Below are 13468 nucleotides of genomic sequence, written 5' to 3'. Positions count from 1 at the left end.
CCCTCGGCGCTCGTGACAGACCGGCGGGGAAAAGTTCGCGGCTACGAACCGAGCTTGATGATCGCCACCGGGCAGTGCGCGTGGTGCAGGACGGCCTGGCTGACCGAGCCGTGCAGCAGCGCGCCGAGTTCGTGGTCGTGGTGCGAGCCGACGACCAGCAGCGACGCCCCGGACGCGGCGTGCATCAGCGCCTTTCCCGGATGGCCGGTCAGCGTCTGACTGCTGACCGCGACCGCTGGGAAGCGTTCCTTTCGGCGGGCCAGGTCATCCGTCGGCACCGGCACCTGGTCCCCCTCGTCCCCGTCGTCCTTGTCATCCTCGAACAGCGGGGAGCGCGCGGGACGTACGGCGTGTGCGAGTGTCAGGGCGTTCGTGGTCCTGGCGGCGTGCGCGAAGGCGAAGTCGAGCAGGGTGAGGTTGGGCAGGGCGAGGTTGGGCAGGGCCTCGGCGTCGTCGGGCCCGGCCAGGCCCACCACGACGGGTCCGCGCGGATCGCCCGGCCCGCGCACCACCACGACCGGGCAGGCGGACTCGGTGGCCAGCCGCGCGCCCACCGAGCCCAGCACCAGGCCGCCGAACTCGCCGAGCCCGCGGCTGCCCACGACGAGGAGTTCGGCGTACTGGGATCGGTGGAGCAGCACGGGCACGGACGCGCCCTCCGGCATGCTCGTGGTCACCTCGACGTCGGGCGCCACCGCCCGGGCCCTGGCCAGCCCGGCGGCCAGGACGCGCTCGGCGTCGTGCCTGAGCCCTCCCTCCGGCGGCCCGTCCGGCGCCACGCCGAGCGGGACGCCGAGCAGCGGCCAGACGAAGGCGTGCACGATCTCCAGCGGCCGCCGGCGACGTTCCGCCTCGCCCGCCGCCCACTCCACGGCCCGCATGCCTTCCTCGGAGTCGTCCACACCCACGACCACACCCCACGGGCCGCCCGCCTGGCCGCCCGCGCGACCGCCCGTCTGGGCGTCTGCGGGGTCGCCCTTCTGGGCCTCCATATGGCCGCCCGTCTGGTCGTCCGGGGTATTCGTCATCGTCGTGCTTCTCTGGTCATTCGACGAGTTTTCCGGCGGTCGAGACCTCGCGCATGAGGGCCGCGATCTCGGCCGGGATCGGCGCGATCGGCTCCCGCTCGACCGCTCCCGGCCCCGACCAGACGAGGTTGACCTGCAGCGCGGGGTCGAGCTCCGGGTAGTCGGAGCGGTTGTGGCAGCCGCGGGTCTCGCGGCGTTCGATCGCGGCGTCGATGGTCGCGCGGGCGGCGAGCGCCGCGGACTTCAGGTCGAAGGCGTGCGCCAGGTCCTGGAACCCGGCGATGTCCGGGTGCACGCCCAGGTCCGCCATGCGCGTCTCCACCGCGGCGAGTTCGGCCAGGCCCTGGCGCAGTCCGTCCTCGTCGCGTACCACGCCGGCGTGCTCGGTCATGATGTCGCGCAGGTTCCGCTGCAGCGCCCGGACGTTCTCCTGGCCGTCGGCGGCCAGCAGCGCGTCCACCTCCGCCCGCGCCTCGCCGAGCGCCTCGGCCGAGCGGTTCTGGGCCGCGAGCCCGGCCGAGTACTCGGCCGCCGCCCGCGCGGTGATGCGGCCGAAGACGAGGAGTTCGATGAGCGAGTTGCCGCCCAGCCGGTTGGCGCCGTGCAGGCCGCTGGCCGCCTCGCCGATCGCGTACAGGCCGTCGACGTCCGTGCCGTGGTCCTCGTGCCGCACCCACACGCCGCCCATCGAGTAGTGCGCGGTCGGCGCGATCTCGATCGGCTGCTTGGTGATGTCGAGCATCTGCAGTTCCAGCAGCGTCTGGTAGACGCGCGGCAACCTGGTCATGATCGTCTCGCGGGGCAGGTGCGAGACGTCGAGCCAGACGCCGCCGTCCGGGGTGCCGCGGCCCTGCTTGATCTCGGTGTAGGCGGCCAGTGCGACGCGGTCGCGGGTGGACAGTTCCATCCGGTCCGGGTCGTAGCGGGACATGAAGCGTTCGCCGAGGTGGTTGCGCAGGATCCCGCCCTCGCCGCGCGCCGCCTCCGAGACGAGCGTGCCCGCCGCGTTCTCCGGCGAGATGAGCCCGGACGGATGGAACTGCACCAGTTCGGGGTCCCTGATGCGGCATCCGGCCAGGACGGCCAGGCGGAAGGAGTCGCCGGTGTTCTCGTCCCGCCGGGAGGAGGTGCGCCGCCAGATCCTGGTGTGGCCGCCGGCGGCCAGGATCACCGCGTCGGCGTGGATGACGTAGCGGGTGCCGTCGTTCAGGTCGAACCCGTACGCGCCGAAGACCGCGTTGTCACGGACGAGGATGCGCGTGACGTAGACGCTGTCGAGCACGGGGATGTCGAGCTGGGCCGCCCGGTTGATCAGGGTGCGCTGGATCTCCAGCCCGGTGTAGTCGCCGGCGTAGGCGGTGCGCCGGTAGGTGTGGGCGCCGAAGAACCGTTGCGAGATGCGTCCGTCCTGTTCGCGCGCGAACGGCATGCCGTAACGCTGGAGGTCTTCGATGCCGCGCGCGGCCCCTTCTGTGACGATGCGCACGGTACGCGGGTCGGCGAGCAGGTAGCTCTCCTTGAGCGTGTCCGCGGCGTGCTGCTGCCAGGTGTCCTCGGGATCCATGGTGGCCAGTGCCGCGTTGATGCCGCCCGCGGCGAGCGAGGTGTGCGCGTCCGCCTTCGGCCGTTTGCCCACGGCGAGAACGTCGACGCCGAGCTCGGCCAGCTCGATGGCGGCCCGGAGCCCGGCTCCTCCCGTGCCGATGACCAGGACGGACGTGGCGACTCGATGCTCCGGCGCATGCATGGCAGCACTCCTTGACCCCGTGCGTAGAAAGCCGTACATGAACTAGGACAGAACGGCGCGGTGATCTGTGACATCCGCGCCGGGTGTCCTCGGTCACTCCGGGCCGGCACCAGGCCGACTCCGCGCGGGTGCGGGTCAGGCCGTGGCCTGGTACTGGCGGGCGCGCAGCAGGCGGCGTTCCGCCGGGGTGGTGCCGCCCCAGATGCCGTCCGGCTCGCCGGTGCGCAGCGCCCAGTCGAGGCAGGCCCGCTGGACGGGGCAGCCCCGGCAGATGCGCCGCGCCTGATCGTTGCGCGGGGCGAGCCGGTCGTCCCAGGTGAGCGGGAAGAACAGGGCCGGGTCCGCGTCCTGGCAGGCGGCGCGGGTGCTCCAGTGCACGGGCGGCCGGGGATCGAGAGTCATGATCATCGCCTGTCGCGCCGAGTGGCCGGTCAGCCCTGGGCGTGGACGGCGGCGTCGAGGATGGCCGCGGTCACGGCGTCGGGCTGCGAGACCGCGACGGCGTGCGAGGCGCCGGCGATCTCGCGGGTGCCGCGTGAGCCGGCCCGCTCGGCCATGAACCGCAACGCCGCGGCCGGGATGTTGAGATCGCGCTCACCGTGGACGAACCAGGACGGCGTGGTCCGCCAGGCGGGCTCGCTCACCGTCAGCACGTCCGTGAGCGCCCGCTCGGTCACCGGCCGCTGGGTGGCCGCCATCAGCGCGGCCTCGCCGGGGTCCACGTCGGCGCAGAACTGGTGGTGGAACTTCGCCTCGTCGATGCGGAACTCGTTGCCGCCGGAGGAGACCGGGTAGGCGGTCAGGGCGCCGCCGAGCGTGCTGCCCTCGAACTTGGCCGCCAGCAGCAACGCGTTCTCGCCCGGCTCGGGGACGAAGGCCCCGACGTAGACCAGGGCGCGGACGGCCGGGTCGCCGGCCGCGGCCTGGCTGATCACCATGCCGCCGTAGGAGTGTCCGACCAGGACGACCGGGCGGCCGAGCCCCGCGATCACGTCGCGCACGTACGCGGCGTCACCCTCGACGCCGCGCAGCGGGTTGGCCACGGCGACCGCGGTGAAGCGGTGGTCGTGCAGGCGCTGGATCACCCGGTTCCAGCTGGCCGACTCCGCGAACGCGCCGTGGACCAGGACGACGACGGGCTGTGCGGTGGAGGTCATGAGCGTGCCCTTCCGTGGATCGGGGTGGGTCTCGAACGCGCGCCGGCGATCCGGCGGGTTCGACTACTTGGACCACCCGGTCACCCGGATCCGTGACACCGGACGATCGGCGCACCGGACAGGACGTCCGAGCCCGCTAGCGGATGGAGCAGAGCGAGACCTCGTCGCCGTCCTCGAAGCCGGGGGGCGCGGCCGTCCCCGTGTAGCGGATCCAGTCCGCGTTGCTGATGGGCCAGTCGGACCGGGAGCAGACGAACCAGGCGGGGTCGGCCACGATCGCCGCCAGTTCGCGCAGGTCCCAGATCGAGAGCCCCCGGTCGGGGCTCGCCATCAGGGCGATCGCGCCGTCGGAGCTGAGCGCCACGTAACCGACCTCCTGGGAGTATCCGCGCAGCGAGGCCAGCCGGACCGGCCGGTAGGGCTGGGCGAGGTTCCACACGGATCCGGCGCCGCCGGCCCCGGCCAGCAGGGCCGTCTTCCCGTCCGGGGTCAGGGCGACGTCGTAGGTGCCGCCGGGCAGCGCCGTGTCGAGCATGGCCGTGTGGACCGGGCGGGCGCGGTCGTCGAGCTTCCAGATGTCGGCCCGTTCCGCGTTCGCGACGAGGATGGTGCGCCCGTCCTCGCTCATGGCCGTCGTCTCCGCGAAGTCCTCGGGAAGGGCCAGGTCCGCCGTCTTGACCGGCTTCGCCGGATCGGTCAGGTCCCAGATCGTGACGCTCTTCTCCGAGCTGGTGAGCGCGGTCCTGCCGTCACCGCTCAGCTCCACGTCGCGGGTGGAGTCGTGCGCGCGGGTCGACGACAGGCGTCGCGGACGGGCCGGGTCGGTCAGGTCCCAGACGGTCAGGTCGCCGGGGAAGTCGCCGACGATCCCGATACGGCCGTCGCGGGACAGCGCCACCGACTCGACGTCGCGGTACTCGTCCTTCGCCGTCGTGGGCAGGGTGGCGCGGCGGGCCGGTCGGCCCGCGCCGGACAGGTCCCACACGCCGGTGGTGCCGTCGGAGTCGCCGGTGAGCGCGATGCGGCCGTCGGCGGACAGCGCCACCGCCATCACGTCCGCGCCCGCCGCCAATTTCACCGGTGACGCCTTCTCCATGATCCCGACCTCTTCGTCGAGCCACGTCCGGAGTTTCACGGTGAATACGTCGTCCATGTCGGCGAACAACGCCGTCCCGCCGTCACCCGAGATCGCCACGTCCGCGACGGCGTTCGGGTTCAGTGCGTACATGTCGGTCTTGCGCCATTCGACGAGCGTGTCGATCAACGCCGCCCGCGTGTACTCGTCGGAATGCATTTTGACCGCGGCGAGGCCGATGTTCCGCGCGCGGACGCCGTCGTCCTCGCGGAACTCCGCGCCCACCAGCGCGAGCTTGCGGGCCAGCGCGATCCGCTCGACGGCTTCGACCCGGTCGCGTTCGCGCTTCACCGCGTATCCCGCCACCGCCACGGTGATGAGCAGCAATACGGTGAGGACGATCGGCAGAATTCGCCGGCGACCGCGGCTCGGTAACGGTAACGGTAACGGTTCGTCCGGGGACTGCGACGACATCACGGCCTCATTTCCCGCGCCAAGCCCACGCGACATCACACCGGTACCGGTTTTACCGGATCGACGGAATTCGCGCACGCGCAAAACCCGGGTCTCCAGAGGACAACCGGTCAGGAATCGAGAAGCGCCCGATCCCGGCCCGAACCTAACGTGAGGTGCCATGGCCCCGGCCGCGCATCGGCCGGCGAGGTCCTGGAACGCCGCCGTCGTCCGCGGCGGGCATCGACTTTCCGAGGAGGTCCCTTTGTCGGGGAACACGTGGGTGCGTCAGACGCACCGCTGGCTGTCCATCGTCTTCACCGTGACGGTCGTGATCTGCATCGTCGCCGTGCTCGCGCAACAGGCCCCGGACTGGGTGTTCTACCTGCCGCTGCTCCCGCTGATCGGCCAGCTGGTCACCGGTCTGTACCTGTTCGTGCTGCCGTACACCGCCAGGCGGCGCGCCGCGCGGGAGTCGTGACGGCGCGAGCCACCGCCCGGAGATCGCCGCTAAACTCACACTCTGCGCATTACCAGTGATATCGGTGTCCACTCTCGGGGGAACAGCCCATCGGTCGAACACGTACGTCAGGCGGCACGGAACCACCGGTGGGACGGAACGCGACCCGAACGGGAATGCCGGCTCACCTGAGCATGCCCGTCTCCCGGCGATCGGCCCTGCTGGGCGGCGCGGCCGTGACCGGACTCGCGCTGACCGCACGCCCCGCCGAGGCGGCGCCGTCCGCGGCGGCCTTCACCTCGGCACGCGAACGCTGGGTGGCCATGATGGCCGTCGGCCCGTCGAGGGTGGAGGGCTCGGCCAACGCGGTCCTGCGCAAGCTGCGTCCCAGCTCCCGCCGGCCGAGCCTGTGGCCTGACCTCCCCCTGGGCAACCCCGGCACCGGCGACTTCAACCGCTCCTACAACCGCCTGCGCACCCTGGCCCTGGGCTGGGCGACCCCCGGCACCCGCATGCACAGAGACGCGGAGGTCACCGAGGTCCTGGTCGACGCCCTGGACTTCCTGCACCGGCACGCCTACAACGAGCACAGCCCGCGCCGGGGCAGCAACTGGTACTGGTGGGAGATCGGCGTGCCCAGGGCGCTGACCGACATCTGCGCGATGCTGTACGACGCGCTGCCCGACGACCGCGTCAAGCGGTGGCTGCGCCCGGTACGCCGCTGGTGCCCCGACCCCGGCCGCCGCATCAGCCACCCCGGCGTCACCGAGACCGGCGCGAACCGGGCGAACAAGGCCATGGTGGTGGCGATGCACGGCGTGCTCACCCACAACCCGCGCCTGATCAAACTGGCCAGGGACGCCATCTCGGACAAGCGCGGCCACGGCCGGTGGAGCCTGCTGCGCCCGACCAAGGGCCCGGGCGACGGGTTCTACCGCGACGGCTCCTTCATCCAGCACGACGTGTTCCCGTACACCGGCAGCTACGGCGTCGACTACCTGGACGCCGTCGCCAAACTGGTCGTCCTGCTGGCCGGCTCCCCCTGGAAGATCACCGACCCGAACCTGGACAACGTCTTCGACCTGGTCGACCGCGGTTTCGTCCCGGTCATCTTCGACGGGCTGATGATGGACGCCCTGCGCGGCCGTCAGATCAGCGTGCAGGGCCACCGCGACCACACCTCCGGCTTGCGGGCCATCGAGGCCATGCTCAACCTGCTGCCCGCCGCGCCCGAGGAGCACGCCGACCGGTGGCGGGCGCTGGTGAAGGGCTGGTTCGCGCGCAATCCCGCGCTGGTCCCGCCGCCGTCCGCCATCCCGATCCTGGCGGATCCGGCGGTGCCGGCCGGGCCGCGTACGGTGGGCACGTACGTGTTCGCCGACATGGACCGGGTCGTGCACCGCCGTCCCACCTGGGCGTACGCGATCTCCATGTCGTCCTCCAGGATCGCCGCGGCCGAGGGCATGAACCGGGAGAACCTGCACGGCTGGTACACCGGCGACGGCATGACCTACCTCTACACCGAGGACCTGACCCACTGGAACGACGAGCTGTGGCCGACCATCGACCCGTACCGGCTGCCGGGCACGACGGTGGACCGGCGCAGGCGGGCCGAGCTGCCGCACGGCGCCCGCCACCGTCCCGCCACGCCGTGGGCGGGCGGCGTCGCGCTGGAGGAGCGGTACGGCGTGGCGGCCATGCGCCTGCGCGCCCAGAACTCCTCGCTGCGCGCGCGGAAGGCCTGGTTCCTGCTCGACGACGCGGTGATCGCGCTGGGCGCCGGGATCACCGCCGACGACGGCCGCAGGATCGAGACCGTGGTGGACAACCGCAACACCCACACCGCGCACCCGCAGCTGGCCCGCGGCGACGACTGGGTGCACCTGGACGACGTGGCCGGCTACGTGCTGCTCGACGACGACGCCAGGATGAAGGTGGTCCGCGAGAAGCGCACCGGCCGCTGGCGCGACATCGACCGCGGCGCCACCACCGGCGGCGACGGGCGGCGTCACACCCGCCACTACACCTCGATCCTGCTCGACCACGGCGTGGACCCGGAACGCGCCCGTTACGCCTACGCCGTGCTGCCCGGCGCGGGCACCGCCGCCACCGCGGCCTACGCCGCGGACCCGGCGGCGGAGGTGCTGGCCAACAACTCGAAGGTGCAGGCCGTCCGGTCCGGGCAGGTGCTCGGGGCGGTCTTCTGGCGGGCCGGCTCGGTGGCGGGCCTCTCCGCCGATGCCCCCTGCACCGTGCTGATCAGGCAGGACGGCTGCCGCGTCCGCCTGGCCGTCGCCGACCCGTCGAGAACCGCGGACGAGGTCCGGCTCACCCTGCCCTGGCCGGTGCGCTCGATCGAGCGCGGGAGCCGTTCGGTGAGCCTGCGCAAGCGGACGGTCACGGTTCGGGTCGGCGGCAGCCGCGGCCACGCGCACACCGCGACCCTGCTGCTGCCCCGCAGCCGGGAACCACGCAGGAACCCGCCGCAACGCGAACCCTGACGCCCTCGCCGGGCCTGCCGGGGCCGCCGGGGCGGTGGCGGCGCTGAGCGCCGTGCTTATGCGCGCAAGAGTCTCGGCCATGGCCGGTACCCCACCGCACCCCGTTGACTGGTGCCAGGCGCTCGGGACGACGGGCGCGAGACCTGGAGGGACCGAGATCATGCTGGTGCTGCGCGCCGCCGTCCTCATCGCGGCGACCATGACGACCGGGCTGGTGGCAGGGGTGTTCGGGCTCTACGCGCACACCGTCATGCGCGGCCTGGCCCGCACGGACGACCGCACCTTCGTGGGCGCGTTCCAGGCCATCGACCGGGCGATCATCAACCCCTGGTTCATGACCGGCTTCGTGGGCGCGCTGCTCTTCACCGGCCTGGCGGCGGTGCTCCATCTCGGGCAGGGCGTGCGCGCGCTGCTGCCGTGGCTGCTCGTCGCGTTCGTGCTCTACCTGATCGGCTTCGTCCTGACGATCGCCGTGAACGTGCCGCTCAACGACGCCATCAAGGCCGCCGGCGAGCCGGACGCCATCGCGGACCTGGCCGCGGTGCGCGAACGCTTCGACGAGGCCAGGTGGGCCGCCTACAACCTGGTACGCACGATCACCAGCACCGCGGCCTTCGGCCTGCTGTGCTGGACGCTCATCATGAGCGGCCGGGTGGGCTGACGGCGACCAGCCGGCCCGCTTCGCCGGTGTGGAGGACGGCGGCGTGGACGAGCTGACCGTCGGCGGTGCCGGCGTGGCAGCGAACCTTGATCGCCCCCTCGGCGCGGCCGTCGCCGAGCATGTCCTCCCTGCGGACCCACTTCGAGCCGGCCGCCTGCGGTGAGGCCATCGGGATCAGCCGGCGGGCCCGGCTCAGCGCCGGCTCGATCGCCGGCCACAGGTTCGGGTCGGCGCTCAGGTTCGCCTGGTCGAGGAAGACGCTCGACACGCGGCGGCGATACCACGGGCAGGCGAACCGCTCCAGCCGCCGCTTGCGGGCCGTGGCGGCTCACGCGCTGGTGCCGGCCATCGCCTCCGGGTCGCTGACGCCGGCCAGCTTGGCGAACCCCATCGCGTAGCCGTGCAGGCGCTGCTGCACCTCGCGCAGCTCGGCGCGGCAGGCGGCGTTCTCCGGCCACTCCGATTCGGGCGCGTCGGGCCGCGCCTGCTCGAACGCCCGCAGCCGGGGGTGCCACTTCGACAGGAAGGGCCGCAGCTCCTGGTTGAGCATCTTGATCGCCAGATGCTCGACCGTCTGCCCGCCCGGGGCGGGGACCGAGGGCCGGCTCGACTTCAGAGTGTCGCGGACGGTGGCGAACAGCCCGTACAGCGAGGAGAGCGCCTCGCGCGTGAGCCCTTCCTCGTCGTCGAGCGGCTGCGTGGACACGCGGGTCATGGCCTCCACGAACAGTTTCCACGCGACGTTGCGGCTCTCGTTGTTGACCATGAACGTGAGCTGGCTGACCTGCGGCAGCGACACCTTGACCTCGGTCAGCCGGGCCGAGCGCTGATAGATCTGGATCAGCACCACGCCGGCCACCCCGGCCACCGCGCCCGCGGTGATGAACAGGCCGCGCCCGCCGATGCGGGTCAGCTCGAAGATCACCAGACCGGCCAGCGCGCCGACGACGGCAGCCGCTGACCAGCGGGCGATCCGCCCTCGCGGCACGGGAGGAATCCGGGTCTTCACCGCCACGAGGGCGACTCTACATTCGGCGTCATCGGTCAGCCAGTGCCATGATTATTTCAGCCAGGTAAGTCACTTCGGCGGCAGGCCGGCCGCCGATCGTCCGCGGGCAGGAACCTGGCCTGTTCCGCGGGGGTGAGCTCGCGTCCGGCGATGGCGCAGGCGCGGCGGATCAGTTCCGCGGGGCCGACCGGCCAGCGGCGGATCTCCCCCTCGAAGGTGCGGGTCATGAGGCTGGAGCCGTCGGCGGTGAAGACGGCCTGCTGGAAGCGGAACCCGTCGCCGGGGAAGGGCTCGCCGAGGGGTTCGAAGGTCCGCGTGTCCCACAGCCGCAGCGGATCGTCGGTGACCATGAGCGTGCCGTCCCGGTTGAGCGTCACGGTGCTCTCGCCGGTGCCGTTGCCGACGCGCAGGCTGCGCAGCACCGCGCAGGAGGCCGGGTCGGCGAACCTGATCGTCCGGTCCCCGTCGCTGAGCAGCAACGCCTTTCCGTCGGGGGTGAACCACAGGTCCTCCAGGCTCAGGGTGTAGGTGTCGGCCTGCTGGTCGCAGCCTCCGCCGGACGCTCCCGAGCCGACGTCCCAGACGCGGATCTGGGTGACGCTGAGGCCCGCCGCCAGGCGCGTCCCCTCGTGGTCGAGCGCGAGCCGCGGATAGGCGAGGGAGGAGGTGAGGCCCACCGGCTGGGCGAAGTCGGGGAGCGGGATCCCGGCCACGACGCCGCCGGTGTCCACCTCGTGGACGATCGCCGTAAAGCGGCCCGAGGCGTCGGACCGCGTCCGCGCCAGGCGGCGGCCGTCCCCGCTGAAGGCCACCGCCATGCCGATCTCGGACGGGAACCGCAACACCGCGGCGCCCGCGGCGAGGGACCACAACACGTACTCGTCGCCCAGGTAGGCCAGCAGGTGGGTGCCACCCGGTGACACGGACAGGCCGCTCACGCCGGTCAGCCCGGGGACCGGCACGCCCCTGCCGTCACGCAGGTCGCGCCGCCACAGGGCCTGGCTCGCGTCGGCGTGGAACAGGGTGACGCCGTCGCCGCTCAGGGTGGAGACGTGCGCTCGCGGCGCGGCCGGCACGTCGGCCGGCCGCAGCGCGGACGCCACGTCCCAGACGACCGCCGCGCCGCCGTAGCCGACGCCCACCAGCCGGCGGCCGGAGGGGTCGAACGACACCGCGGAGATCGGCCCAGGCTGCCCGGGCAGGGAGATCATCCGTGGTTCCGCCGTGTTCAGGTCGACCAGGCGCACGTCGTCACCCGGCAGTGCGACGAGGCCGCCGTCCGGTGAGACGGCCGAGTTCGCGCCGCTGTCGGCCTCGTTGTCGGCGGTGCCCGCCACGATGCTCGCCGCGCTGTCCGGGCCGGACGCGACGACGTCGCCGGTCGCGAGGTCGACGACCAGCACCGGGTCGCCCTTGACCACCGCGAACCCGTCACCCGCGCCGAAGACCACGCCGTGTCCGCGTTTCGTCCAGCGGGCACGTCCGGTGCGCGCGTCGAGCAGCGTCTGGTGGCGGCTCTTGTCGCCGGAGCCGGCGGCGACCAGGAAACCGCCGGACGGGCTGTAGGCGAGCGCGGGCTCGCGGCCGGGGACGCGCCGGCCCCGGCCGATCACCCGGCCGTCTTCGGTGGCGACGATGACCAGCGTGCCGTCGGACGTCCAGGCGGCGGCCCGATCCCCGGTCGGCGACACGGCCACCGCGACCGGGGTGCCGGGCAGTTTCAGCCGCCACCGGCGTTCGCCGCCGGCCGCGTCGTAGCCGGCCAGGGTGTCCAGCTTCGCGCCCGTCGCCATGACGACGTGACGTCCGCGCAGGTGGGCGAAGGCGTACCGGGTGGACACCCGTAGTTTGACCTCGCGGGACGAGCGGGGGTCCCACACGACGGGCGTCTCGGCCTGGTCCTTGCCGAACACCCGCCCGCCGCGCCGGTCCACCTCGAACAGCGTGCCCGGCCGCCGGTCCAGCACCCGGCCGGAACGCAGGTCCACGAACGCGACCACGCCGCTCGCCGAGGCCGCGGCGGCCAGGCCGTGATCGGCGGTGACGTCCATCGGGGCGTCGCCGGTCCACACCAGGCGGGCCGGGTCGGCGGCCAGGTCCCACAGCATGACCTGGCCGTCGGCCTCCTCGGCGGCCAGGTGGCGGCCGTCCGGGCCGAAGACCAGCCGCCGCACGTTCACCGCCTGCTCGAAGGGGCTGCGGACGATGCGGGCCTGGCCGCCGGTGACATCCCAGACGTAGATCCGCCCGTCGGCCGGGGCGCCCGCGTCGCCCGTTGCGGAGTACCTGGTGGCCGCGATCCTGCGTCCGTCGGGGCTGATCGCGAGTACCTGCAGGTCGAAGGGGATCGGGGCGCCGGCGCGGATGCGCGGGAACGCCGACACCCCGCGCATCGCCTCGTGCACGGTCGTGACGAGGCTGTCGCGGGCGGCCGCGGTCTCCGCCGTCCGCCAGGCGTGGACGGCCAGCAGCAGCGCCCGGTCCAGGTTGGTGTCCCGGTCGGCCAGCGCCTGGCCGGCCAGGTACCTGGACGTCGCCTGACGCAGGTTGGCCAGGGCCTCCTCGGCGCGCAGCACGGCGAGCACCGCCGCCACCGCCGTGGCCGCGGCCAGCACCGCCAGCGCGGTCACCGCCGCGGCGGCCACCCTGCGGGTCTTGCGGTGCTGCCGGACGTCCTCGCCGTGCAGGTCGTCCGTGTCCCTGCCGTGCAGGGGCGCGGCCAGTTGCACCAGGCAGCCGCGGAAGCGTTCGTCGCGCAGGTCATGCCGGTCGTCCTCGGCCGCCCAGCGCAGGTCGACGTGGAGCGGCTGGTTCTCGTAGACGCCGAGCAGCGCGGACGGCAGCGCCGAGGACCGTTCCAGGTCGAAGTCGCCGGCGGCGTCGTCCCAGACGAGCGTGCCGCCGGACCACACCAGCCGCAGCGTTTCCACGCTCTTGTGCGTCAGCCAGTAGCCGATCTCCTCGGCCACCCACCGCGAGGCGGCCGCCTGCGGCGACAGGAACACGATGAGGAAGCGGGAGTCGGCCAGCGCGTTCTCGATCGCCGGGGCGAGCCCGGAGTTCGCCGACAGGCTGGACTGGTCGCGGAAGACCCGCAACGCCCGCAGCCGGTACCAGGGCCGCGCCAGCCGGTGCAGCCCGTCGCGCACGGCCGTCACGAGACGGGCGTCCGGTTCCCAGGCATAGGACAGGAAGGCGTCATAGCGGCCGACGTCGCGGTGGCCGGCGTTGTTACGGTCGGCGTCGCCGGGCGGCGTGGGTTCCTGGTGTGTGTGGAGCTTCTCCTCAGGGGCGTGCACCCCATCACCTCCGGCTCCCGGACCGATGAACGTCGCGGCCGGCCTGCGTCCGCCCGACAGCTAGGAGATCGGACGGCC

11 protein-coding genes are annotated in these 13468 nt (G+C 72.9%); 3 read left to right on the top strand and 8 right to left on the bottom strand.

The annotated features are described in order from the left end of the window. Nucleotides 1–41: 41 nt before the first annotated feature. From HII36_RS11035 to HII36_RS11015, 5 genes are all read right to left on the bottom strand, one after another. Nucleotides 42–1028: a universal stress protein gene (locus HII36_RS11035; RefSeq protein ID WP_173523021.1), complete on the bottom strand. Its 987-nt coding sequence runs from the start codon at nucleotides 1026–1028 to the stop codon at nucleotides 42–44. Nucleotides 1029–1044: 16 nt separating this feature from the next. Then, a complete protein-coding gene (locus HII36_RS11030; protein ID WP_173523020.1) occupies nucleotides 1045–2775 on the bottom strand; it encodes an L-aspartate oxidase in 1731 nt (576 codons plus the stop codon). A 135-nt stretch (nucleotides 2776–2910) separates the two neighbouring features. Beyond that, entirely contained in the window at nucleotides 2911–3177 is a 267-nt protein-coding gene (locus tag HII36_RS11025; RefSeq protein WP_173523019.1) for a WhiB family transcriptional regulator, read from the bottom strand. A 29-nt stretch (nucleotides 3178–3206) separates the two neighbouring features. Then, nucleotides 3207–3932, bottom strand: a complete 726-nt coding sequence (locus HII36_RS11020; RefSeq protein ID WP_173523018.1) for an alpha/beta fold hydrolase — start codon at nucleotides 3930–3932, stop codon at nucleotides 3207–3209. A gap of 136 nt (nucleotides 3933–4068) precedes the next feature. Beyond that, a complete protein-coding gene (locus HII36_RS11015; RefSeq protein WP_173523017.1) occupies nucleotides 4069–5394 on the bottom strand; it encodes a WD40 repeat domain-containing protein in 1326 nt (441 codons plus the stop codon). A 349-nt stretch (nucleotides 5395–5743) separates the two neighbouring features. Between HII36_RS11015 and HII36_RS11010 the strand changes: the two genes are divergently transcribed. The 3 genes from HII36_RS11010 (at nucleotide 5744) to HII36_RS11000 (ending at nucleotide 9082) form a co-directional block, all read left to right on the top strand. Further along, on the top strand, nucleotides 5744–5941 hold the full coding sequence (locus HII36_RS11010) for a hypothetical protein (RefSeq protein WP_217369387.1): 198 nt from the start codon (nucleotides 5744–5746) through the stop codon (nucleotides 5939–5941). Between the two features lie 155 nt (nucleotides 5942–6096). Then, nucleotides 6097–8421, top strand: coding sequence for a polysaccharide lyase 8 family protein (locus HII36_RS11005; RefSeq protein ID WP_173523015.1), 2325 nt, complete (start codon nucleotides 6097–6099; stop codon nucleotides 8419–8421). Between the two features lie 160 nt (nucleotides 8422–8581). Then, the gene (locus tag HII36_RS11000) at nucleotides 8582–9082 is read left to right on the top strand and encodes an anthrone oxygenase family protein (protein WP_173523014.1); all 501 of its coding nucleotides are present in this window, start codon (nucleotides 8582–8584) and stop codon (nucleotides 9080–9082) included. Here HII36_RS11000 and HII36_RS10995 read toward each other — a convergent pair. From HII36_RS10995 to HII36_RS10985, 3 genes are read right to left on the bottom strand one after another with little or no spacing between them, the layout of a single operon-like run. Next, nucleotides 9060–9350 (bottom strand): TIR domain-containing protein, encoded by a 291-nt coding sequence (locus tag HII36_RS10995; RefSeq protein ID WP_173523013.1) that lies wholly within the window; start codon nucleotides 9348–9350, stop codon nucleotides 9060–9062. The two genes, HII36_RS11000 and HII36_RS10995, sit on opposite strands and share 23 nt — an antisense overlap. Before the next feature lie 60 nt (nucleotides 9351–9410). Then, nucleotides 9411–10097: a hypothetical protein gene (locus HII36_RS10990; protein ID WP_173523012.1), complete on the bottom strand. Its 687-nt coding sequence runs from the start codon at nucleotides 10095–10097 to the stop codon at nucleotides 9411–9413. A 50-nt stretch (nucleotides 10098–10147) separates the two neighbouring features. Beyond that, nucleotides 10148–13390, bottom strand: a complete 3243-nt coding sequence (locus HII36_RS10985) for a toll/interleukin-1 receptor domain-containing protein (protein WP_173523011.1) — start codon at nucleotides 13388–13390, stop codon at nucleotides 10148–10150. Nucleotides 13391–13468 lie beyond the last annotated feature (78 nt).

This window comes from Nonomuraea antri (assembly GCF_013283785.1).
Classification (GTDB): Bacteria; Actinomycetota; Actinomycetes; order Streptosporangiales; family Streptosporangiaceae; genus Nonomuraea; species Nonomuraea antri.
The sequence above is the reverse complement of the archived record's forward strand: the minus strand, read 5'-3'. Positions and strand labels throughout refer to the sequence as shown.

Coding starts and splice junctions, on each gene's coding strand:
- HII36_RS11000 (WP_173523014.1), top strand. CDS start 8,582: ATGCTGGTGCTGCGCGCCGCCGTCCTCATCGCGGCGACCATGACGACC.
- HII36_RS11030 (WP_173523020.1), bottom strand. CDS start 2,775: ATGCATGCGCCGGAGCATCGAGTCGCCACGTCCGTCCTGGTCATCGGC.
- HII36_RS11005 (WP_173523015.1), top strand. CDS start 6,097: ATGCCGGCTCACCTGAGCATGCCCGTCTCCCGGCGATCGGCCCTGCTG.
- HII36_RS11025 (WP_173523019.1), bottom strand. CDS start 3,177: ATGACTCTCGATCCCCGGCCGCCCGTGCACTGGAGCACCCGCGCCGCC.
- HII36_RS11020 (WP_173523018.1), bottom strand. CDS start 3,932: ATGACCTCCACCGCACAGCCCGTCGTCGTCCTGGTCCACGGCGCGTTC.
- HII36_RS11035 (WP_173523021.1), bottom strand. CDS start 1,028: ATGACGAATACCCCGGACGACCAGACGGGCGGCCATATGGAGGCCCAG.